This is a genomic window from Sphingomonas sp. ID0503 (genome assembly GCF_048565625.1).
Taxonomy (GTDB): Bacteria; Pseudomonadota; Alphaproteobacteria; order Sphingomonadales; family Sphingomonadaceae; genus JBLZUR01.
Window position 1 is genome coordinate 1,890,110 of sequence record NZ_JBLZUR010000002.1, and the last position, 22,155, is coordinate 1,912,264.

22 protein-coding genes are annotated in these 22,155 nt (G+C 64.5%); 10 read left to right on the forward strand and 12 right to left on the reverse strand.

Annotated elements, in window-relative coordinates; all coding sequences use genetic code 11:
• From ACM608_RS10245 to ACM608_RS10260, 4 genes are all read right to left on the reverse strand, one after another.
• Positions 1-2,319, reverse strand: a complete 2,319-nt coding sequence (locus ACM608_RS10245) for a chemotaxis protein CheA (RefSeq protein ID WP_419683128.1) — start codon at positions 2,317-2,319, stop codon at positions 1-3.
• A 76-nt stretch (positions 2,320-2,395) separates the two neighbouring features.
• Positions 2,396-3,156 (reverse strand): IS5 family transposase gene (locus ACM608_RS10250; RefSeq protein ID WP_419683129.1). Its coding sequence is split into 2 segments (ribosomal slippage): positions 2,396-2,823 and positions 2,823-3,156, totalling 762 coding nucleotides; the frame shifts between segments, so codons are not numbered across the junction.
• Between the two features lie 58 nt (positions 3,157-3,214).
• Positions 3,215-3,847, reverse strand: coding sequence for a histidine phosphotransferase family protein (locus ACM608_RS10255; RefSeq protein WP_419683130.1), 633 nt, complete (start codon positions 3,845-3,847; stop codon positions 3,215-3,217).
• Between the two features lie 50 nt (positions 3,848-3,897).
• Positions 3,898-4,293, reverse strand: coding sequence for a Mov34/MPN/PAD-1 family protein (locus ACM608_RS10260; protein WP_419683131.1), 396 nt, complete (start codon positions 4,291-4,293; stop codon positions 3,898-3,900).
• Positions 4,294-4,307: 14 nt separating this feature from the next.
• Here ACM608_RS10260 and ACM608_RS10265 point away from each other — a divergent pair, with 14 nt between their 5' ends.
• The 3 genes from ACM608_RS10265 to ACM608_RS10275 all read left to right on the forward strand — a co-directional run bounded on the left by ACM608_RS10265 (position 4,308) and on the right by ACM608_RS10275 (position 6,940).
• Complete coding sequence (locus ACM608_RS10265) at positions 4,308-5,261, forward strand: RluA family pseudouridine synthase (protein WP_419683132.1); 954 nt, start codon at positions 4,308-4,310, stop codon at positions 5,259-5,261.
• Positions 5,262-5,317: 56 nt separating this feature from the next.
• Positions 5,318-6,226, forward strand: a complete 909-nt coding sequence (gene rpoH, locus ACM608_RS10270) for an RNA polymerase sigma factor RpoH (RefSeq protein WP_419683133.1) — start codon at positions 5,318-5,320, stop codon at positions 6,224-6,226.
• A gap of 78 nt (positions 6,227-6,304) precedes the next feature.
• On the forward strand, positions 6,305-6,940 hold the full coding sequence (locus tag ACM608_RS10275) for an NAD(P)H-dependent oxidoreductase (RefSeq protein ID WP_419685162.1): 636 nt from the start codon (positions 6,305-6,307) through the stop codon (positions 6,938-6,940).
• Here ACM608_RS10275 and ACM608_RS10280 read toward each other — a convergent pair.
• On the reverse strand, positions 6,937-7,728 hold the full coding sequence (locus tag ACM608_RS10280) for a transporter (RefSeq protein WP_419683134.1): 792 nt from the start codon (positions 7,726-7,728) through the stop codon (positions 6,937-6,939). The two genes, ACM608_RS10275 and ACM608_RS10280, sit on opposite strands and share 4 nt — an antisense overlap.
• Positions 7,729-7,848: 120 nt before the next feature.
• Here ACM608_RS10280 and ACM608_RS10285 point away from each other — a divergent pair, with 120 nt between their 5' ends.
• The 3 genes from ACM608_RS10285 to ACM608_RS10295 all read left to right on the forward strand — a co-directional run bounded on the left by ACM608_RS10285 (position 7,849) and on the right by ACM608_RS10295 (position 10,143).
• Positions 7,849-8,265 (forward strand): hypothetical protein, encoded by a 417-nt coding sequence (locus ACM608_RS10285; protein WP_419683135.1) that lies wholly within the window; start codon positions 7,849-7,851, stop codon positions 8,263-8,265.
• 28 nt (positions 8,266-8,293) lie between these two features.
• Entirely contained in the window at positions 8,294-9,289 is a 996-nt protein-coding gene (locus ACM608_RS10290; protein ID WP_419683136.1) for a S8 family peptidase, read from the forward strand.
• 77 nt (positions 9,290-9,366) lie between these two features.
• The gene (locus ACM608_RS10295) at positions 9,367-10,143 is read left to right on the forward strand and encodes an alpha/beta hydrolase (protein ID WP_419683137.1); all 777 of its coding nucleotides are present in this window, start codon (positions 9,367-9,369) and stop codon (positions 10,141-10,143) included.
• On the opposite strand, the gene ACM608_RS10300 is transcribed toward ACM608_RS10295, so the two are convergent.
• Together ACM608_RS10300 and ACM608_RS10305 are read right to left on the reverse strand one after the other, a co-directional pair.
• Complete coding sequence (locus ACM608_RS10300; protein ID WP_419683138.1) at positions 10,144-10,986, reverse strand: alpha/beta fold hydrolase; 843 nt, start codon at positions 10,984-10,986, stop codon at positions 10,144-10,146.
• Between the two features lie 85 nt (positions 10,987-11,071).
• A complete protein-coding gene (locus ACM608_RS10305; protein ID WP_419683139.1) occupies positions 11,072-12,112 on the reverse strand; it encodes a TIGR03857 family LLM class F420-dependent oxidoreductase in 1,041 nt (346 codons plus the stop codon).
• Positions 12,113-12,278: 166 nt separating this feature from the next.
• On the opposite strand from ACM608_RS10305, the gene ACM608_RS10310 reads away from it, so the two are divergent.
• The 3 genes from ACM608_RS10310 to ACM608_RS10320 are packed head-to-tail and all read left to right on the forward strand — an operon-like array spanning position 12,279 to position 14,896.
• Complete coding sequence (locus tag ACM608_RS10310) at positions 12,279-13,145, forward strand: NmrA family NAD(P)-binding protein (RefSeq protein WP_419683140.1); 867 nt, start codon at positions 12,279-12,281, stop codon at positions 13,143-13,145.
• Position 13,146: 1 nt separating this feature from the next.
• The gene (locus ACM608_RS10315; RefSeq protein WP_419683141.1) at positions 13,147-13,872 is read left to right on the forward strand and encodes a glutathione S-transferase N-terminal domain-containing protein; all 726 of its coding nucleotides are present in this window, start codon (positions 13,147-13,149) and stop codon (positions 13,870-13,872) included.
• A gap of 22 nt (positions 13,873-13,894) precedes the next feature.
• Positions 13,895-14,896 (forward strand): NADP-dependent oxidoreductase, encoded by a 1,002-nt coding sequence (locus ACM608_RS10320; protein ID WP_419683142.1) that lies wholly within the window; start codon positions 13,895-13,897, stop codon positions 14,894-14,896.
• Between the two features lie 18 nt (positions 14,897-14,914).
• Here the strand turns inward: ACM608_RS10320 and ACM608_RS10325 are convergent, their stop codons facing one another.
• From ACM608_RS10325 to ACM608_RS10345, 5 genes are all read right to left on the reverse strand, one after another.
• Entirely contained in the window at positions 14,915-15,631 is a 717-nt protein-coding gene (locus ACM608_RS10325; RefSeq protein ID WP_419683143.1) for a glutathione S-transferase N-terminal domain-containing protein, read from the reverse strand.
• An 81-nt stretch (positions 15,632-15,712) separates the two neighbouring features.
• Positions 15,713-18,247, reverse strand: coding sequence for a TonB-dependent receptor (locus ACM608_RS10330; RefSeq protein WP_419683144.1), 2,535 nt, complete (start codon positions 18,245-18,247; stop codon positions 15,713-15,715).
• 211 nt (positions 18,248-18,458) lie between these two features.
• Positions 18,459-18,965: a hypothetical protein gene (locus tag ACM608_RS10335; protein ID WP_419683145.1), complete on the reverse strand. Its 507-nt coding sequence runs from the start codon at positions 18,963-18,965 to the stop codon at positions 18,459-18,461.
• Positions 18,962-20,176: a phosphotransferase family protein gene (locus ACM608_RS10340; protein WP_419683146.1), complete on the reverse strand. Its 1,215-nt coding sequence runs from the start codon at positions 20,174-20,176 to the stop codon at positions 18,962-18,964. Before ACM608_RS10340 ends, ACM608_RS10335 begins: the two co-directional genes overlap by 4 nt.
• A 22-nt stretch (positions 20,177-20,198) precedes the next feature.
• Positions 20,199-20,957, reverse strand: coding sequence for an SDR family NAD(P)-dependent oxidoreductase (locus ACM608_RS10345; RefSeq protein WP_419683147.1), 759 nt, complete (start codon positions 20,955-20,957; stop codon positions 20,199-20,201).
• A gap of 132 nt (positions 20,958-21,089) precedes the next feature.
• Here ACM608_RS10345 and ACM608_RS10350 point away from each other — a divergent pair, with 132 nt between their 5' ends.
• Positions 21,090-21,947 carry a fumarylacetoacetate hydrolase family protein gene (locus tag ACM608_RS10350; RefSeq protein WP_419683148.1) on the forward strand — a complete coding sequence of 286 codons (858 nt, stop codon included), beginning with the start codon at positions 21,090-21,092 and terminating at the stop codon, positions 21,945-21,947.
• The last annotated feature ends 208 nt before the right edge of the window (positions 21,948-22,155 follow it).

Genomic DNA, 22,155 nt, shown 5'->3' on the forward strand with positions numbered 1-22,155 from the left:
TCAACCCCTTGCTACGCGCAAACGATCATCGATCGCTGACAACAGGCCCGCGCGGTCGTAACGATAGACGCTGCTCGCATCGCCCTCCGGGCATGTGCGTAAACGGATCACCCGCTCGTCGGAATCGGACGATGCGTCGCTTTCGCCCTCCCCTTCGATGACCAGGTCGGGCGCGGCAGTCGCCGCATCGAAGGTGACGGTGTAGCCCGACTGCCTGAGCAGCGGCTGCAGGATCTCGCGCATCCAGGCCTGATCGCCCCGCAGCAGGCAGACCGGTCCGGTCCGGCTCGCGCCCTTGGCCGCCCCGGCGAAGATCCAGAAAGGATCGATGACCTCGACCGGCTCGCCGTCCGCCAGGGTCACTCCAGCGACCAGCCCCGGCTTCGCCGCAGGCTGAATGGCACCGGGCAGTGCCGCGATGTCGATCACGCTGTCGATGACATAGGCGGCCTCCGCCTGTCCGTCGCTCAGCCGCAGGACGTGCAGCGACGAGCGGTCGGGCAGCGCGCCGCAAGCGATCACCGGGATGACGCGCTCCTCGTGAGCGAGACACAGGCGACCGGCCGCCATCGACACACTCGCGGCCGGAACATCCTCGATCCGCTCGACGAGCGACAGCCGCACGGCGCGCCTTACGCCGTCGATGTCGCGGTAGAGCAGCATCTGGACGAGGTCCTCCTCCTCTTCCGCCTCAGCATGCGTCTCTTCGGCAATATCGCTTTGCTCACCGATTGCGCCGGCGCGCGCGAGCCCGCCGGGATCGAGGAGGAGCATGGGCTGGCCGTTGTCGGGCAAGGTGGTGCCCGCGTAGATGCCGGTCGCCATCACGGCGGGAGCGGCGGGCTTCACCACCAGCTCCTCATGGTCGTGGACAGCGTCGACAGCCAAGGCGAACATGCAGCATCCCGCCGCCTTCAGGATCACCAGGGTACGCCCGGCGACATCCCCCGTCTCTTCGCCCAGGATCTGCGCGAGCGACACCACCGGCAGGCGTCGCCCGCGGCTGTTCGCGACAGTCCCGCCGCCGATCGCTTCCAGTCTGACGAGTTCCCCATCCGCCCTCACGATCTCCTCGATGGCCGAACGGGGAAGCGCGAAGCGGTGCCCGCCCGCTTCCAGCGTCAGGGCCGGGATGATCGTCAACGTGAGCGGAACCCTCAGCACGACGCGCAACCCCTGCCCCGGCCGGCTGTCGAGATCGACTACGCCGCCGATCCGCTCGACATTGGCGCGCACCACATCCATGCCGACACCACGGCCGGAGATCGCCGAGACAGCCTTTGCGGTCGAGAGTCCCGGTTCGAAGACCAGCGCGCACTTGGCCGACTGAGACAATGTAGCGGCCTTCTCCGCTGTCAGCAGTCCGGCTGCCAAGGCCTTGGCAACCAGCCGGTCGCCATCGATGCCGCGGCCGTCGTCCGCAATCTCGATCAGGATCTGATTGCCCGACTGTCGCGCGGACACATGCAGCGTTCCGTGCCGGCTCTTCCCAGCCGCCTGTCGCTCTTCCGGCGTTTCGAGTCCGTGATCGACCGAATTGCGGACGATGTGCGTGAGAGGATCGCGGATCATCTCGATCATCTCGCGATCGAGCTCGACATCGCCGCCGTCGATATCCAGCGTCACCGTCTTGCCAAGTTCGGCCGCCAGATCGCGCACCATGCGCGGCAGAGCGGTGAAGAGATGCTCGATCCGCTGCATACGGGTTCGCGTGATCGCATCGCGCATTTCTGCGACACATGCGGAGAGGCGCTCGAAGGCCGTATCGACCGAGGTTCCTCCCTCGACTTCGCGCAGACGCCGGAACAGCTCGTTCCTCGACAGCACCATGTCCGACACGCCGCTCATCATCCGATCGAGCAGTTCCAAGGGCACGCGGATGGACCGGATCGCGGCACGCTGCGGCGCCTTGGCCTCGCTCGCCTGGACCGCCACGACCTCCTCGACCTCACGCACCTCCGCCAAGGCGGCGATCAGCTGATCGTCGTCGGCATCGGATATCTGCGCGCCGGTCTCGATCGCATCGACCAGCTCCGCGAGCCGGTCGATAATCGCGAGGACAGCGCTCACCAGGCGGGCGTCCGGCACGCGCAGATCGGCCCGCACCGCGGCGAGCGCGTCCTCCGCCGCATGGCTCAGCCGTTCGAGACGCGGCAGATCGAGGAAGCCGCAGCTTCCCTTCACGGTGTGGACGAAGCGGAAGATCGAATCGAGACGCGCACGATCCGAAGGCTCGGCCTCCCAGGCGACGATCTCGCCCCCGATCGCCTCCAAGGTCTCGCGCGTTTCAGCGACGAAATCGTCGAGCAGGTCTTCCATTCGCGGTGTCGCCCCAGATGAGAGACACCGTTACTGAACCGGAACTGGTTAAAAGCCGGTTAGCTAGGGTCAGGACTCATTGTGGTAGCCAGAAGATGATGGTGGCGGCGATGCAGATGGCCGAGAAGAAGGTGTGCGCGCATCGGTCATAGCGTGTGTGGATGCGTCGCCAGTCTTTGAGGCGGGCGAACATGTTTTCGACGCGATGACGCTGGCGGTAGAGGGTGGTGTCGTGCGGGATCGGCACCTTGCGCGAGCGGGTGGACGGGATGCAGGGCGCGATCCCGCGTTGAGCGAGTGCGGCGCGGAAGCGGTTGCTGTCGTAGCCGCGGTCGCCGAGCAGTTCGCGGGCAGGCGGCAAGACCGGCAACAGCAGGGCAGCACCTTTGTGGTCGCTCATCTGCCCTTCGGTCAGCAGCATCGCGACGGGGCGCCCCTGTCCGTCGCAAACGGCGTGGAGCTTCGAGTTCAGCCCGCCTCTGGTCCGGCCGATGCAGCGGGGAGCAGCCCCTTTTTGGCAAGGCTCGCCGCCGTGCGGTGCGCCTTCAGGTGGGTGGCGTCGATCATTAGCCGTTCGGGCGGGGCACCCTCGGCCGCGAGCCCTGCGAATATGCGCTCGAACACGCCGAGCCGGCTCCACCGCACGAAGCGATTATACAGCGTCTTGTGCGGTCCGTAGCCAGCCGGCGCATCCTTCCACTGGAGGCCGTGGCGGATGACGTCGACGATCCCGCTCACCACCCGTCGATCATCAACCCGCCGCAGCCCGCGCGAGCGCGGGAAGAACGGCTCGATGCGCGCCATCTGTGCGCGCGACAACAGCATCAGGTCGGACATGGCTCACCTCCGACCCGATTGGAATCACATGCTCACGCCGTCGTAAAGGGTCCTGAGCCTAGGCCGCAGGCAGGCTGACGCCGAAGACAAGCACCGTCGGCTCGGGTTCGGAAAGCTGGATGGTGGCACCACGGCCTCGCGCCAGCTCGGCCGCCATGCCGGCCACGACGGCCCGCGCGCTCAACTCGCCCAGCGGCACCTCGGTCGTGAGCGTGGTGCGCAACTCCTCGTCCAAGACCAACCTCGGCCCCTCCGCCCGCACCGCGATCTCATTCTCTTCGGCGCCAATGTCGAGCCGCCCGCCACGGACCAACGCGTCGCCGGCGATGAGCGCCAGATTGAGGAGAATCTTGAGCGCCGCCTTGTCCATCGTTGCCTGGGAGACCATCCAGCCGATCTGCAACCGGCTGTTCTGCCCGAACAATCCCTCGATCGCCTGCTTCGCCTCGACCGTGTCAACCTGATCGCCGAAGCCGCCCGCGGCGCCGAAGGCGAGACGGAAGAACTTCAGCTTCGCGGCCGACACCTTCGCGCTCTCGGCGAGCAACTCGACGATCCGGCTCCGCATGTCCGGATCGTCCTCATCCGCCAGCAGCTCGATCCCGTTGTTGAGCGCACCGACCGGGCTCAAGAGGTCGTGGCACAACCGCGAGCAAAGCAGGTTGGCGAACTCGATTTCCGGGCTGGTCATGCACTCTCTCCAAGGACGAGGCGGACTTGTGGCGATTGCCCGCCCGGCTTTCAAGCGATCTGGATCAGGCCGACCGGATCGAACCCGTTCGCCCGCGCGCGCCACAGCGCCGCTTCGCTGCCGGCCAGGATGAGCCACAAGCCGCCTGCCGGATCGGCAGCCGCCGCGTCCCGAGACGAGGGTGTTGTCGACCCGCTCGGATGCGAGTGAAAACAGCCGACCACCTGCGGCCCTCCGGTACGCGCGTTGCGGTGCGCGGCAATCAAGGCAGCGGGGTCGATCTCGAAGCTGTCTGAGGGATCATCGGCAACATTGGCGGTGACTTTGAAGCCTTCGATCGCCCCCTCCCGGCCGAAAAGCAGACCGCAGACTTCGACGCTGACATCAGCCTCGGCTAACGCTGTCAGCTCGGCGAGCAGCCGGCTTGATATTTTCGTCTGCGCCACCATCTCGCTATGCGATGAACCGGGGGGTTTCGACAATGCGCGCCGAGGTGCCGGCGGAGGCAGCCGGCTGGCGGCTCGACCGCGCGCTGGCTGTCGCGATCCCGACGCTTTCGCGCGAGCGGTTGAAGGCGCTGGTATCGTCCGGTCAGGTGACGGCGGAAGATGGCCGCGCGATCCGCGATCCCGCGACCAAGCTGTTGGGCGCGGCCACCTTCCTGGTCGCGGTTCCCGATCCCACACCGGCGCACAACGTCGCGCAAGACTTGAACCTGGTGGTCGCGTTCGAAGATGAACATCTGATCGTCGTCGACAAGCCTGCGGGCATGGTCGTCCACCCGGCGGCCGGCAATCTCGACGGCACGATGGTCAACGCGCTTCTCCATCACTGCGCGGGGCAGCTGTCGGGCATCGGCGGGGTGGCCCGCCCCGGCATCGTCCATCGCATCGACAAGGACACTTCGGGGCTGATCGTCGCCGCCAAGACCGATCGCGCCCATGAAGGGCTGGCCCGCCAGTTCGCCGATCACTCGATCCAGCGGCGCTATAGGGCGATCGTCGGCGGCCGCCCCATTCCTGCGGCCGGCAAGGTCGATGCACCCCTCGCCCGATCGACCACGAACCGTCAGAAGATGGCCATCGTGGCGGATGGGCGCGGCAAGCGGGCGGTGACGCATTACCGGACGGACACGGTGTTGCGCGATGCGGCCCTGGTCGAGTGCCGGCTTGAGACAGGCCGCACGCATCAGGTCCGCGTGCACATGGCGTCGCTCGGCCACGCTCTGCTCGGCGATCCGGTCTACGGGCGATCGAAGGCGCATCGGGATCTGCTCGCGCGGCTGGGTTTCGCCCGTCAGGCCCTGCACGCGGCGCATCTCGGCTTCGTTCACCCGATCACAAGCAACGCTTTGGCGCTGGATAGCGAAATGCCTGCAGACATGCAGGAACTGTTCAGCGAGCTTTCGGTATAGATATTTCTGGTTCTCCCGCAGTGCGGCGAGACCGGAGGGAAGGGAGTTTTCAGGTTATGGCCAGCGGTAAGAACGTCCCTGCGACGATCCCGGCGCTTGGTGGCGAACAGGGTCTCAACCGCTATCTGTCGGAGATCCGGAAGTTTCCCCTTCTGGCGCCCGAGGAAGAGTATATGCTCGCCAAGCGGTTTCAGGAGCATCAGGATCCTGAGGCGGCGGCGCGACTCGTCACCTCGCATCTGCGCCTCGTGGCGAAGATCGCGATGGGTTATCGCGGCTACGGCCTGCCGGTCAGCGAGCTGATCTCCGAGGGCAATATCGGCCTGATGCAGGGCGTTAAGAAGTTCGAGCCGGATCGCGGCTTCCGCCTCGCCACCTATGCGATGTGGTGGATTCGGGCCTCGATCCAGGAATTCATCCTGCGCAGCTGGTCGCTCGTGAAGATGGGCACCACTGCCGCGCAGAAGAAGCTGTTCTTCAACCTGCGCCGCATGAAGTCGCAGCTCGATGCCTTCGAGGATGGCGACCTGAAGCCGGAGGATCTCACCAAGATCGCCACCGATCTCGGCGTGACAGAGGCGGAAGTCACCTCGATGAACCGCCGCATGTCGATGGGCGGCGACACCTCGCTCAACGCTTCGATGCGTGAGGATGGCGAGGGCGAGTGGCAGGACTGGCTGGTCGATACCGACCCGCTCCAGGATGAGCGGATCGCCGAAGCCGAGGAGAAGACCGTCCGCCACGACCTGCTGGTCGAGGCAATGGACAGCCTCAATGATCGCGAGAAGCACATCCTCGCCGAGCGCCGTTTGGCCGAGGATCCGAAGACGCTGGAGGAACTCAGTCAGGTCTACGGCGTCAGCCGCGAGCGCGTCCGACAGATCGAGGTTCGTGCGTTCGACAAGCTTCAGAAGGCGATGATGAAGATCGCCGGCGAGAAGCGCCTGATACCGGCACTGGCGTGAACCCCGTCGCCTTGGTCTCCGTGACTTGCTAAGGCCGCACACCGGTCCTGAAGCGAGTTGGAGAACCCAGAAGTGACGATGGATCTGCGGTCGCTGCATCACGTCGTTGTCCTCTGCCACCCGGAGCGCGGCGAAAGTTTCAATCGCTCCGTCGCGGAGACATACTGCGACACCGTCGAACAATGCGGTCAGCGTGCGACGCTGCGCGACTTGTACGGGATGAACTTCGACCCCGTCCTTCGCGGCTATGAACAGCCGGTCGCGAACGACTCCCGCATTTCCCCTCATGTTGAGGCAGAAATGAACATCATACGGGACTGCGCTGCGCTGACACTGGTCTATCCTATCTGGTTCGGTACGCCTCCAGCGATGATGAAGGGATATATGGAGCGTGTGCTAGGCGCCGGCATTACGCCTCGTGCAGTCGAGAACCGCGAACAATCGGGTCTCTCCTCCGCAACCCTCGTTAGCATCACCACGTCAGCGAACCGGGGAGCTTGGCTTGCCGAACAAGGGCAGCAGAGCGCCCTGGAGCGTCTGGTCGATGCCTATATTGCCCATGCCTTCAGCATGCGCGGACACGAGCATCTGCACTTCGGATCTATCGTCCCCGATCTCGGAAAGCGGTTCGTGGACGAACATCTTGCGGAGGTGCGTGCCCGTACACGCAAGATCTGCGCAGGCTTGGCGAGCACCGCACGGACGACCGGCTAGAATTTGCGGACCAGCCCCAGGGCGAGTTCTACGTCTGCGCTGTTGTGATTGAGGCCACCGACAACACCCGCATCTAGTTGCCAATCGTTCGCCGGCTGCCACGCGACAGAGAATGCGGCGTAGACCTCCGTGACGTGATGGGCCGGGTCGCGGTCCCTCATCGCCTCGGCCTCGATCGTCGCCGTGACCGCATTTGTCAGGTCCAGGGCTACCCCAAGGATATTGGCGTAGGCCAGATGATGTCCGTTTCGGTGTTCATCCGCCGCGGCGTCGAGCTCAGGGCTAAGCGACAAGGTCATGCCTCTACCGATTTCGACGTCCACCGGCATGATCAGGCTCGCCTCCCAAGTTCCCGCGCCGATCGCCTTTCCGCCGACCGGCAACGTCACGGAAGGCTGGACGGCCAGCGAGAACCCCCTTCCATCCGGATTGCAAAGATTGCGTCTCAGCCCGAGTGTCAGCTCGCCTACCCCATCCTCACGCGCGATCGTGCGGTGCAAAGCGCGATCACGCTCCCGTACATCCCCATAGCCAGTCCACTCGATCCGCGCTTCGGTTCTTCCATCAAGGCCGATCCGGACGAGCGAGTCTCCGGCCAGCAGCGTATCGGTCCGCTCGGTTCCCTCGTCCTCACGCGTCCAGTCAGCGAGCCCAAGCTCAAGCTGAAACGTGCCGGGCTCGACCGTGCAGGCAGGCGTGCCGAGCCCCGGCCGATCGGCACAAAGCTCCCGATCGGCGGCTTGTGCGGAGCTTGCAACGAGGAGGAGCGGAAGGATCAGATAGCGCATATCGGGCGACAACCGTCACGCCACCACATGTTTCCGCACGACCTGCGACCTCTTGCAGGGCGACCTCTCGACATTATCTATTAGCTATTCAATTCAGCTACTTAACGGATGTTAGTCGATATGCTCACGCGTTCCCTCGCTGCGTTGGCTGCCGCTGGCGCGCTGCTCGCCTCTCCGGCCATCGCAGCCACGAATTCGCAGGTGATTGCAAAGGGCGAGGCGAAACTCGCGCACACGCTTGAAGGTTACACCGCCGGAGAGCCGGTCCGTTGCCTTCCCTTCTCCCGCATCTATTCCACCCAGATCATCGACGGCACGGCGATCCTCTACAAGAGCGGGCGCCGCATCTACGTCAATCGTCCGGAGATCGGTGCATCCTCGCTGCGCAACGATCAGATCCTGGTGACAAAGATGTTCGGATCCCAACTCTGTGACATCGACACAGTCAACTTGGTCGACCGGAACTCCCGCTTCTGGAATGGCTTCGTCGGATTGGGCGAGTTCGTGCCTTACACCAAAGCCGAAAAGCACGATTAAGTTTCTCGCGATTGTACGTAGGACGTAGATGAAGACGACACTGCTGAGGCTCAGCCTCGCCCTGCTGGCCTGTACCGCGTCTGCGCCCACGCTTGCTGCCGGTGAAGCACATTCTGCCGCTCCGAACGCACGGCTCGAACGGGCGTTGAGTTGGGGTCTAGATCGCATCGACGCTGATCGGGCCTACCGGCAGGTCGGCGCCGGGAGCGGTGTCACCGTGGCCTTGATCGATACGGGGATCGCGAGCGGCGCGCACGCCTTCTTCGCCAACATCTCGCCTGCTTCCATCGACCTGCTGCCGCACCGGGCGTTCGGCGACGCGGGTGCCGGACATGGTGGACAGACAGCCGGCCTGCTTGCGGCTGCAAGGGACGGTCGCGGGACCATGGGCGTTGCCTATGACGCGACACTCCTCATGGTGCGGGCAGACCTCGACGGGTCCTGCCAGACGATTTGCCGGATGCATGGTGGCGATGTCGCACGCGGGATCGACTATGCCGTCGCACAGGGCGCGCGTGTCATCGGCCTCCCGATCGCCTCGGTCAGGCCGTTGCGATCGATTGAGCCGGCGTTGGAGAGAGCGGTCGCTGCCGGCGTGCTTATCGTGGCGGCGGCGGGCAATGATGGTGCGGAAGAACCGGTATGGCCGGCGCGCTATGCGGCCGATCCCCGCTTTAAAGGATCGATCATCGTCGCCGGCGCGGGCACGCTGCGGGGCGATCTCGCCAGATGGTCGAACCGCGCCGGAAGCACGGCGTCCCACTTCATCGTCGCACCCGGCGAGTTCCTGCCGATCGACTGCGGACAGGAGACGTGCAGCCTTGGCTCAGGCACATCCTACTCCGTCAGTTTCGTGGAGGGGGCTGCTGCGCTCCTGCTCGGCCGCTATCCGGATCTGACCGGCAGCGAGGTGGCCGAGCTGCTTCTTGATGCAGCCTCCGAGCGGCGCGTGCGTGCGGATCGCGGGCGCGGTTTGCTGGACGTGCGCGCCGCCGTTCGACGCTTGGAGCAGGCGAAGGGCTAAGCGGCGCTGCTATGCTGAACCGCTGTTTACGTCACGGCCTCCTCGCGGCCTCCGGCCTGATCGCCGGGTGTTCCGCCATGATGCGGAGCAACCTCTACAAGGCGAGCACCGATCCGGTCGACTTGGCCGATTGGACGACAGCCCTGCCGGCGGAGGTTCACGCGCAGACGACGGATGGTCTCGCCCTCACCGGCTACTTCTGGCGCGGCGATCGCGAGGACCGTGACGTCATCATCTTCTTCCACGGACGCGGCGCCCATCAGGGCGTCGGCGCGAAATATGCGGAGTACATGACGGGCCATGGCGATCATGTGCTGGTCGCCTCCTATCGCGGCTTCGGCGGCAATCCCGGCGAACCGAACCAGGAAGCGCTGCTCCGGGACGGACAAGCCTTCGTCAGACTGGCCCGCCAGATCGTCGGCCGGAACGCCGCCATCTACCTGACCGGTCACTCGCTCGGCGGAGCCGTCGCCCTTCACGTCGCGGCGATCGAAGATGTCGCGGGCGTGATCAGCCTGTCGACGTTCGACAAACTGGAAGACGCCGCCCCCGCCTATCTCCGGCGGCTGTTACCTGACGCCTGGGACAATCTCGCCGCGATCCGCAAGGTGGACGAACCCGTGCTGGTCGTTCACGGCGGCGCCGACGAGCAGGTCGATGCAGGCCAAGCGGTCCGCCTGTTCGATCGCGCCAATACGCCGGCTGCCCTGCTGCTGATCGAACAGGCAGCGCACAAGCCGTCGATGGGCAAGCTCGCGCCCATCATCACCGAGGCTGTCGAGGCGATCGACGGCGCAGGCCTGAACACCTTCCCGGCCCACCTCCCTCCTGGCTGGTCGGTACGGACGAAGTAGTCAGCGCGGGTGGGACGCGCAGAGATGGCCTATGATCAGCCCGCTCACCCGCTCCGGTTCTTCAAGATGAAGCCAGTGAGTGGCGTCATCCAAGACATGCAACCGGCAGTCCTCGCATCTTTCGACACTCGCCTCCGCGACATGTTGTCCAAGCAAGCTATCCTTGCCGCCCCAGAGTACCAGGGTCGGCACCCTCACCACCGCTGACTTGCCGGGGCGACGCCTACGAAGCGCGCGATAGTAGTTCAGCATGGCCGTAAGGTGCCCGGGACGTCGCCAGGCTTCCACATACCTGTCGACCGCGCCCGTCTCGAATGCGTCCGGGCGCGCCGAACCTGTAAGCGTCCTCCGAAGGGCTTCATATCGGAAGGCGCCAAGAGCGATCTCCGGAAGCCAAGGAAGTTGAAAAAAGATCGCGTAGCTGCTGCGGATCGCCTGACGTGGATGCTTGACCGCCTGCACCGCCCAGACATCGGGATGCGGAGCGTCCAGGATGACCATCCGTCTCGACCGCTCGGGATAGCGTGCAGCGACCTGCCAGGCGATCACGCCACCCCAGTCGTGCCCGACAAGGTGGAAACGCTCCATGCCGAGAACGTCTGCCAGCCCGATAACGTCAGCCGCCAGAAGATCGATGTGGTAAGCGGCGAGGCCCCGCGGCGCGTCGCTGAGATTGTATCCTCGCAGGTCAGGCGCGATGACGCGAAAGCCGGCCTGCGCCAGGGGGGTCAGTTGGTGGCGCCAGGCCCACCAGAACTCGGGAAAGCCGTGGAGCAAGAACACCGGCACGCCGTCGCTCGGGCCTGCCTCCACGAGATGAAACGAGATCTCGTTCGCGGTCACCCGGCGGCTGCACCAACCCGGACGAAGAAGGTCTGCGTGGCCCATTCCGGCTAAGCACGCGTGATGGGACGCGGTTCCTTGAGGTTCAGGCCGCAGCCAGTTCGTCGAACAGCACCGCCTGCTGCGCCGGTGTGGAGCCATGCAGGATTATCGCGTGGGCACCCGCATCGCGATACGCTTCGAGCCGCGCGACGCAACTCTCGACCGTGCCGACCGCCGCGCCGTCCGTAATCCAATGCTCCGGCAAGAGGCTTGCCATGGCCGCCATCCGGCTCCGCTTGTCCGAGATCGCGCCCTTCTCGTACTCCAGCTTGGCGATATCCGCCTCGACAAGGCGGCGAACCGGCGCCTCATCCCAGCCATTTGCCTTGACCAGCGCGCCCCCGATACCGCCATGCATGAAGTAGGAGACGGCGCGTGCCTCCACCATGTCGATGCGCTGGCCTTGATCGATGGTGTTCTGCGCGACGATTACCGTGGAGTAGATGACGATACTCTCGGGGTCCCTCCCTGCTCCCCGCGCGGCTTCCTTGACGATCTCGATCGAGCGTGCGGTTCCTTCCACGGTCAGGAACGGGTGGAGCGCCACGCCGTCGAAATGCGCGCCCCCGAGCTTCAGGGACTCAGGGGTGATCGCGCCGATGATAATCGGCGGTGGACGATCATAGCTCATCGCGAGCTGCATTTCCGGATAGCTTCCCGCCGGGCCGTCGTAGCGCACGGTCTCGCCCGCCCATAGCTTCCGCATGATCGCGACGTGATCGGCCATGCCTTCGTAATCGAGGACCCTGATGCCGAGCTTGGGGAAGTGGGCCGGCACGCCTCGCCCGTAGCCGAGTATGAGGCGGTCGCCGCTCAGCATTTGAAGCGTCTGCGCCATACCGGCCTGAACGAGGGGGTGACGGGTGGTGTAGTGGGTCATACCCGCCATCAACATCACCCGCTCGGTCGTTGCCGCCAATGCGCCGAGTACCGACGCGGTCTCCTTGCTCTCCCAGCGTTCGGACAGGACGATACCGCGATGACCGATCCGCTCGGCATCGGCCGCCTGCCCGATTGCGTCACGCGGGCTAGCGACTTGGCCCGGAAGCACGAAGCTGAAAAGATTATCGCGGAGACCTTCCATTTCTCACCCTCGCCGTAAAGCTGACCGTTTGGTTTACAGATGCACGCCGAAGCCGCAACTACCGACCGATGACTGACACTACGGTCAGGATGGTTGACCGATGATCAGGAAGCTGCAACCCTGACTGTTCATCGGCAAGGCGTGTCCGATGAGGAGGATAATTTCGATGAGCAAGTCCGTGACCGTCTTCGGTGCAACCGGAACTTCGGGCGGCGGTGCGATGCGCCATCTGCTGAAAGCGGGTTGGAAAGTGCGCGCCGTTACGCGGGACCTGAACACGGACAAAGCACGAAGCGCAGCCGCCGCGGGCGCCGAGCCCGTCGCCGCAGACCTGGACGACCTTACCAGCGTACGCAAGGCCATCGAAGGTGCGGACGCGGTTTATCTCGCCACGCCCTCGCTCGGCAACCGCTGGGACACGGGCCAGGCGCGACAAGGCATCGGCGTAGTCGATGCCGCGGCCGAGGTGGGTGTCGGTCATCTCGTCTATCAGTCGGCCCTTGTCGAAGGTGCGCGCGGCGTGCTCAGCGTCGGCTCCAAGCGCGCGATCGAAGAGAGAATTGCCGAACTCGAACTCCCCTGGACAGTGACCCGCCCCGGCCTCTTCATGGACAATTTCCTCACCTACTTCCCGGTGCAGGAGCAGGACGGCAACCTCGTGATCGCGATGGCTCTCCCGCCCGAAAAGCCGCAAGGCCTTGTCTCGGCTGAGGATATCGGGCGGGCAGCGGTGGCCGTGCTCGCCGATCCGGCTGCCCATGCCGGTAAGGCTTACGACCTCGTCGCCGATCTTGTCAAATTTGGCGCCATGGCCGAAATCATCGGCGACGAGGTGGGCCGCCCCGTTACGGCGTCCCCTGTGCCGCTCGATGCGCTGAAGGAAGGCTGGCCGCAGGGCGTCGGCCTTTACACTTGGCTCAGCACGCGAACGGAGCAGGACAGCACCGACACGCTCACGCGGCTCGTCGGCGAACCGATCGATTTCAGGCGCTGGGTTCGCGAAAACCTCACCCCGACACTCCGCAAGAACTGACATGATCACGCTTCATTACGTCGCCACGGCGAACGGTATGAAGATCGCCATCGCGCTCGAGGAAATGGGCCTCGACTATGAGGTGATCGACTATCCCTTGTTCGAGGGACGTCACCTCACCGCCGAGTTCCGCCGACTGAACCCCAATTGCAAGCTGCCGGTCATTGTCGACAATGCACCGGCGGGCGGTGGAGAGCCGGTCACCGTGTTCGAAACCGGCGCCATCCTCCTCTACCTTGCCGAAAAGACCGGCCGCTTCCTGCCGGCAGGCGGATCTGCGCGGTGGCAAACGATCGAATGGCTGGTCTGGCAGGTCGCCGGCCATGGGCCGATGAACGGCCAGGCCCATCATTTCGTCCGATACGCGCCCGAGGGTCAGGACTATGGTGTCGAGCGCTATCGACGGGAGGTGGTGCGCCTGCTCAATGTGCTGGAATACCGGCTGAATGAAAGCGCGTGGCTTGGCGGCACCGAGTACACGATCGCCGATATGGCAACTTGGCACTGGACTTGGGCGAGTCCCCTCCTCGGCATCGACATGGCCGACTTCCCCGCCGTCGCGCGCTGGATCGAAGCGGTTGGCCGGCGTCCGGCCGTTATCCGCGCCACCACCAACCCCGCGACCGCTCTACCCGTCGGCAACACGCAGCTCCGAGCCAAGCTTTCCGTCGAGCAATGGTCCAACATGTTCGGCGACAACATGCATCGCGCCGCAACGCTCTCGTGATTCGGCAACAAGAAGGTCACCGATGTCGAACCGCCGTGTCCTGCTCCGTTCCCGTCCCACCGGCGTCGCCCAGGCCGAAGACTTCGAGATCGATGAACAGCCCGTTCCTGTACCGGGGGACGGCGAGATCCTGATCCGCAATCACGTCCTCTCGGTCGAGCCGGCGATGCGCGGATGGATCGCGGATGCTGGCAATTACGCGCAGCCGGTGCCGATCGGGTCGGTGATGCGCGCGCTTGCCACCGGAGAGGTCGTGTCCTCGAACGACCCGGTCTACGCGGTCGGCGATCTCGTGACCGGCTGGTTCGGCTGGCAGGACTACGCACTCGTCTCGGCGGGAGCGATCGTCCGCAAGATCGCGGAACGGGACCTGCCTTCCTCGCTCTCGCTCGGCGTTCTCGGCATCAACGGCGTCACGGCCTATCTGGCGCTCACTGGCATCGGCCAACCTCGCGCCGGTGAGACGGTGGTCGTCTCGACCGCCGCCGGCGCGGTGGGGTCGGCGGCTGGGCAGATCGCCCGCATCTTGGGCTGTCGCGCGATCGGCATCACCAAGGGGGAGGCGAAAAGACGCCTTTGCACCGAGACCTTCGGCTTCGAAGCGGCGATCGACTATGCCGAAGACGACATCGGCGGGCGCCTGGCAGAGCTTTGCCCGTCCGGCATCGACATCTATTACGACAACACCGCCGGCGCGATCAGCGACGCGGTCTACCGCCATCTCGCAAACCGCGCGCGGGTGGTGGTCTGCGGAACCGCCGCCATCCAGAGCTGGGCGGACTGGCCCACCGGCCCGCGCGTCGAACGCCACCTCCTGGTGAAGCGCGCGCGCATGGAAGGCTTCGTCATTTTCGATCACATGGATCGATACGAAGAGGCGGTGGCGCAATTGGCGACCTGGGTACGCGAGCGAAAGCTCAGCTATCGCGAGGAGATACTCGACGGCATCGAGGCGTGCCCGGACGCCCTGGCCGGCCTTTATCGCGGCGAGAATCTGGGCAAGCGCCTGATCCGTCTCGTCTGACCTGCAAGTTGCGGCGGATCAGGTTGCGATGACGTGCTGCATCAGCCCTTCCCAGGGGAAGAGCGACACACCTTTTTCGTTGCGCTCATATCCGGTGTCGATCGCCTCACCCTTCGCATAAGCGGCGCGCACTGCCGGCCGCGCGGCGATCGCATCTCGCCAGCGGCGCACGTTCGGATAAGCATCGATGCCGTCCTGCGGCTCGAGATAAGCCACCCAGGGGAACGTCGCCATGTCGGCGATCGAGTAATCACCGCAGAGATAAGCGCGATCGGCCAGACGATCGTCCATCGTCCGCCACAGCTTTGCGAACATCGTGTCGTATCGGCTCATCGCATAGCTGTTGTCGAAGTGCGGGGCGATCTTCGGCGCGAACATGCGGAAATGCCAGGTCTGCCCGCCGATCGGCCCGATGCCGCCAACTTGCCAGAACAGCCATTGCATTACGTCTGAGCGCTGTCGCATCGTGCTGGGCAGGAACCTCCCGGTTTTCTCGCCCAGATACTGCAGGATCGCACCGGATTCGACGACCGTATATGGTCCCTGACCGTCCGCTGGACTGTGGTCGACAATGACCGGCACCTTACCCGTCACGCCGCCGCCCAGCTTGGCGGGATCGTGGTGCTGGCCTTGGCTCAGGTCGACCGGAACAAGCCGATGAGGCAGTTCCATCTCTTCCAGAGCGATCGATACCTTGTAGACGTTGGGGCTGGTCGCGAAGAACAGGTCGATCATCTTCTACCTCATTGTTCGAAAACGATGCGGGCGCGGCAGCCCTCGCCACCGCGCCCGCATTTTCTTCTTTGGAGATCCGCCTTAGAACTGAAGGCCGAGGGTCACGCCGTATTCCGAAGGCCGGCCACTGTAGCGGACAACCGTGTCATACGCCTGGACTGCATTGGTCCAGTAGTACTTGTTGAAGATGTTCTTGCCCCACACAGAGACACGCCAGGACTCATCCGCCGCTCCGAAGCCGAGATTGGCGTTGACCAAGGCGCGCGCGTTGATCCGGAACAGGTCCGGATCCACCCCGAAGGTGGTCAGAACACCCGCGGACTTGGTCTGTCCGTTCACGCCGGCACCCACAAAACCCTTCAGGTCGTCGCTGAGCGGGAAGCCATAATCCGCACGCAGCGTGTACTGCAGCTTCGGCGAGAACGGCAGGCGAACGCCCTTGAACGATTCCGTGACCGCGACGCGGAGACCCGTAGCCGGGTCCACCGCGGCGCCCACGACGCCGTCATATTTGCTGACCTTGGCGTCGAGATAGGTCGCGGCACCCGTGAGCACCAGACCACGCACCGGACGCGCCGTGATCTCGATCTCGGCCCCCTTGATCTTCGACTTCGGCACATTGACCAGCCTGTCGAGCGCACCGAAGATCGGATCGACGAACTTCGCACGAAGCTGTTTGTCGCGATAGTCGTAGTAGAAAGCGGCACCGTTGATCGACAGCTTGCGGTCCATCAGCTGCAGCTTGAACCCGGCCTCGTAGTCGAGGATCGATTCCTGCGTCACCGCTTCATAGGCGTCGTAGATCGCGCCGGAGAGATGCGGGAAGCTCCCCGCCTTGTAGCCCTTGGAGACGTTGACGTAGAGCAATGCCTCTGGAACCGGCTCATAGTCGATGCCGACGCTCCACGACGTGCTGTCCTCGTTCAGCTTGCCGTTGAAAAGACCGGGCTTCAGGTAAGTGCTGGAGTCGACAGGTGTGCCGTCGGCGTTGACGCGGTTATCGATGATGATCGAACCGAACTGCGGAATGACCGGCACGTTGCCTGCGCCATAGATCGCCGGATAGGTCAGGTTGAAGAACTGAGCGTAGGTGAGGCTCTGCTGCCCGCCGAACGTGATCTGATCTGAGATATCGAAGCGCCGATTGTCGCCATTGAACGCCGTGAAATCGCGCTTCGCCTTCGTCTGGCGGATACCACCCTTGAGCTTGATCTGCTCGGTCACGTCATACTCGATATTGGCGAACGCGGCGTAGTTCCGCATCTTGCTGTCGGTCTCGTAAGCCGCTCCAGTGAAGCCGTTCACGTAGGTCGACGACGTGTCCGTGAAACGAAGGAAGGTAAGCTCGTTGACCGTCGTCCGCTCGTAATTGGCGCCGACAACCCAACGCAGCGGCTTCGACACGTCGCCGGCGATGCGAAGTTCCTGGGTGAACGACTTGATGTGACCCTCGTCCAACGGAAGATCGAGGTCGCGCAGAGCGGTGCCGCCGCCCTCGGTCGCATTCTCGAACTTCATGTCCGAATAGCCGGAGATCGACGTGATCGTCGCGAAATCGAGATCATAGTCGGCGCGCAGGCTCGCCTGCTTGAAGCGATTGTTGGAATAGGGCCGATCGCCCGGCGTCCAGTCCGCAGCGCGGGCATTGCTGGGCGCGTTGGGGTACGTCGCCTGCGGGAACGGAACCGGCGCGGTGCCACCGGCCGGGATGCCCGACACGTCGTTCTGTGGCGTATAGCCGATACGCTGCGGTGCCTGCGGGTCGTTCTGGTCACGCCAGGCATTGAGGTTCAGCTCGAAGCTCAGCCTGTCCGTCGGCTTCCAGTCGAGGAGGAAGCGGCCTGCGATATTGTCCTGCTTGCCCAGCTTGTCGTCGCGCGTGTAGCTCCGCTGCCATTCGTCGCCGTTCACCGCCTTCACGGCCAGACGCGCGCTCAGCGTATCGGTGATCGGCCCGCTGATGAAAGCCGCGACGTCAAAGGTGTTGAACCGGCCGTAGCTCAGCTCCGCGCCTGCCTTGAATTCCTTGGTCGGCTTGGCAGCAACAAAGTTGATGGCGCCGCCGGTGGCGTTGTTGCCGAACAGGGTGCCCTGCGGTCCCTTCAGCACCTCGACGCGCTCAAGATCGAACGCCGTCATGGCGGACATGATCGGCAGCGAGAGTGGCACCTGGTCCAAATAGAGGCTGACGTCAGGATAGGCGTTCAGCGAGCTTTCGTAGAAGCCGACGCCACGGATGGTGTAGACGGGGGTCGCGTTCGGCGTCGGCGCGAAGGTCATGCCCGGCGTCACCTGGGCGAGGTCCGCGACCGTCACGATGCGCTGCGTGGCGAGCTGCTCCGCGCCGACAGCGGTGATCGACAGGCCGACCTTGCTGAGATTCTGTTCGCGCTTGTTCGCGGTGACGACGATGTCGCCTTCGGAGAACGTGTCTGCCGCCGGCGCGCCGCTCGCGCCCGCCACTCCGGCGGACACGGCTTCGGGCTCACCGCCGCCTGCCGGGGTTCCGGCCGGTGCGCCGGTACCCGACCCGCCACTCGTCTGCGCACCCGCCGCAGACGCGATGAGCAGCGCCGCGAGCGAGGTTCCGAGCGTGAACGTAAGACGTGACGTCATCATGCAATCCCCTCCTGGTAAGACGGCGTGAAGCCGTTTCTTATCTCAGGAGCTACTTCAGACTGACCGGTTGGACAATAGCAGATCGGCTTCCTCTAGAAAGAAAAGCGCAGCACTCCATCGATTAGCTGATCGTGTGGCCAGTTTGCCACGTTGGACGACCCGATGATGATCGGGCGGGTGGCGGCTTCAACAGCGCCGCCGGATCGCTTCAAACAGCTGCACTCGCTGGTTTGGCGAGCAGACTCTCAAGCTCCGGCACTTCCGCCGGATCCGGCTCGAAGCCGGCCACCTTGCTCCACGCGCGCGCCAGATCGGTCGATGGCTTCGACTTCTCGATCACGATCCGCATCAACGCCTCGGCGCGATCGCCTTGAGCGTCGTTCACCTCCGCGCTCACCTCCGTCAGAATTGCCTGGCGAGCTGCAGTCAGCGCCCGCGGCTCCGGACAAACCTTGGCGAGCAGCGCCTCGCCGTGCGTGATCGATCTCGCCAGCCGGTCGGAAGCAACCGCCTTCGCAAGCGCCACGGCGTCGGAAAGATCCTGCCACTCTCGGGCAGCGGCGTAAGGCAGCCTCGCGCGCACCATTGCCAAGGTAGCAATGGACAGGCCGAGCTGTTCGACAGCCATGCGCTGCGCCGGCTCGATCGCTGGCATCACCGTGTCGCGCAAGGCCTTCAGGACCACCTGAAGCTGAAGGTCGAGGTCGGGGATCATCGTACCACCTCCGCCAGCGAGTCGCGCAGCTTGCCGGCGATCACATTGCCGATCATCGACAGCCAGCCGACGACCACGTCCTGATGCGTCTTGCCGCCGCGTGCCACGCGCGCGGCAGTGGCGAGCATGTGGACGCAGGACACGAAATCGTTGAAGATCCGGTAGTACCGCAGTCGCACCGGATCGACCGGCAGCCCCGATGCGGCCTCATACCGGCGATAGAACTCGTCCACGGGCACGAGACCCGAAGCGAGGAAGGTGCGGCCGTCCTCGTGGTAGTGACCGAAATGCGCGCCCGTTGTCCAGGTCAGGTCCTGATGCCGGTCGCCCAGTACCGCCAGTTCCCAGTCGAGCCACGCCGTGATCTTCTGGCTCGCCTCGTCGTACAGGAAATTGCCCGCGCGATAGTCTCCGTGGACCAGCGAGACATGGTCGAGCGGCGGCGCATTGGCGATCAGCCAGCGCGCGGCGACGTCCACCAACGGCACGTCCTCCGGCCGGTCCTCATCCCAGACGCGGCGCCACCATGCGATCTGCCGCAACACGCTTTCGTTCGATCCGACGACGGCGGGCGCGAAGCTCTTCAGTTCCGCCAAACGGTCCGCCGACACCGTATGGATCGCGGCAAGATCATCGATGAACTGGGTGGCGAGCACCTGCCGCAGCTCGGGACCGAAGTTGGTGCCGATGCCGGTCACCTGCGTCGACGGACGCGTCGAGGGCTTGGTCGTTCCCTGGGCGAAGCCGTAGACGAGTGCCGGATGCGGCAGATGTTTGCCTTCTTCATCCACCCAGTGACAGGGCGGCACCGGCACCACTCCGGTCATCAGCTGGATCGCCTCGAACTCGCGCAGGCGGCTTGTTTCCACAATCGCCTCGGGCGGTTCCATACGCAGGACCATCGGCTCGGTCCGCTCCGGGCCTGAACCGTCCGGCCCGCGCCAGTTGAGATCGAACGCCATCTGAAGCTTCGAAGCACCGCCGGAGAGCCATCGGGCATTGGCGATGGTGAAGTCCGCGCCGCTCTCCGCCGCGATAAGGCTCGATACACCGTCGACCAGACGCTCCAGCGGGACCGGCACGTATTCAGGTCCGGCGCGCCCCTTCAGCTTGCGGGTCAGGACGCGATCGATTTCCGGCTCGACCTGATAGGTGGATCGCACGCGTTCGATGAACGCTGCATCCGGTGCACCGCGTGGATCGGTGAGCATCGGCAGTACTCCGGTGAGAGGATCAGATCGCGTAGCCGCCGTCGACCAACAGGGGCGATCCCGTCACGAAGGACGAGTAGTCGGACAGCAGCCACATGACCGCATGGGCCACCTCGATCGTCTCGCCGAAGCGCCCGATGTGATGGCGTGAGAGGATGTAGTCGAGCGCCTTGGAGAAAACCGGATCGTTCATCAGCCGGTCCTTCGCCATGGGTGTCATGATCAGGCCGGGATTGACGGAATTGACGCGGATCTTGGTCGCGCCGCCTTCGCTCGCCGCCGCCTTGGTCAGGCCCTGCACGCCATGCTTTGCCGCAACGTAATCGGCGGCGTTCACCTGCCCGCGAATACCCGCCCCGGATGAGGTGTTGACGATCGATCCGCCGCCCGTCTCCTTCATAGCCAGCACTTCGTGCTTCATGCAGTAGAACACGCCGGTCAGGTCCACGTCGATGACGCGCTTCCATTCCTCGGCGGTGATCTCGTGGATGGGCTTGTTGACCATCTCGACACCCGCGTTGTTGTGCGCGCCGTCGAGGCGGCCGTAGGTATCGACCGCAAACTTCACCATCGCGGCGACGCTCGCCTCGTCGGTGACATCGACCTGTACGGGCGCCGCATCATGGCCGCCGGCCTTGATATCGTCTGCGACCTTGGTCGCATTGTCGCCGTTGATGTCGGCCACCACCACCTTGGCGCCGTTGGTCGCAAGCAATGCGGCCGTGGTCAGACCGATGCCGGACCCCGCGCCCGTTACGATGACGACTTTGCCCTCGACCATCCGACACTCTCCTGCTTACCGTCACCTTCGGCGGCTTATGCTGATTTAAGTTGAGGCTATGCGGAACTGACCGTTTGCGCAAGACGGCTGCACCACCTAGTATCGATTTCGACATGAACGGAGGAGAGGCCTGTGAAAATCGCATCGTTTTCGGTCAATGGCGGCGTACGCGCCATCGGGATCGTCGAAGGGGACGGGATCATCAACCTGTCCAGCCACCTTCCCGAAGCACCGACGGCCATGATCGCCCTGATCGAAGGCTGGGATGACCTGAAGCCGAAGGTCGAGGCGCTTCGCGGCACGACACCCGATCACAAGCTGGCCGACGTCACGCTCCATGCCCCGATCGAGCGGCCCGGCAAGATCCTCGCCATCGGCCTGAACTACGCCGACCATGCCGACGAGGCGAAGGGCCTGATGGAGATCCCGACCGAGCAGCTCTGGTTCTCCAAGCCGCAGACCAGCGTCAACGATCCCTACGCGCCGATCCAGCTGCCCAAGGTCTCCTCAGCCCTCGACTATGAGGCGGAGCTGGTCTTCGTGATCGGCAAGCGCGGCCGTCACGTCGGCAAGGAGGACGCGGCCGGGGTGATCTTCGGCTATTGTGTCGGCAACGACGTTTCCGTTCGCGACTGGCAGTTCAAGACCAGCCAGGTAATGATGGGCAAGTCGTTCGACACCCACGCACCCTTCGGCCCCTGGATCGTCACCGCCGACGAGGTCGACCCCCACACCCTCGACATCCGCTGCCTCGTCAACGGCGAGGAGCGCCAGCATTCCAACACTCGCCACTTCATCTTCGACTGCTACGACCAGATCGCCTTCCTGTCGCAGGCGATGACGCTGGAGCCGGGGGACATCTTCTTCACAGGCACGCCGGCCGGGGTCGCGGCGGTGATGAAGCCGCCCAAGTGGCTCAAGGAGGGCGACGTCGTCCGCGTCGAAGTCGAAGGGATCGGCGCGATCGAGAACATCGTTCAGGCGGAATGAACCGGTTTAAGTGCCGGGACGGGCGGATGGCGACCATCCTTCCGCCCGCCCGACCTGCCCGGCAGACTTCCCGCGCTTCGACCCAGCCGCCTCTACAACACCTATCCGCGTAATCGCGCGTCGGTGTGGCTGCGGCTGGAGAGCGCGATTGCGAGTCTCGAAGATTGCTGGCGGCATCAAAAGGCCGCCCCGCGTGATTCCGGAGTGC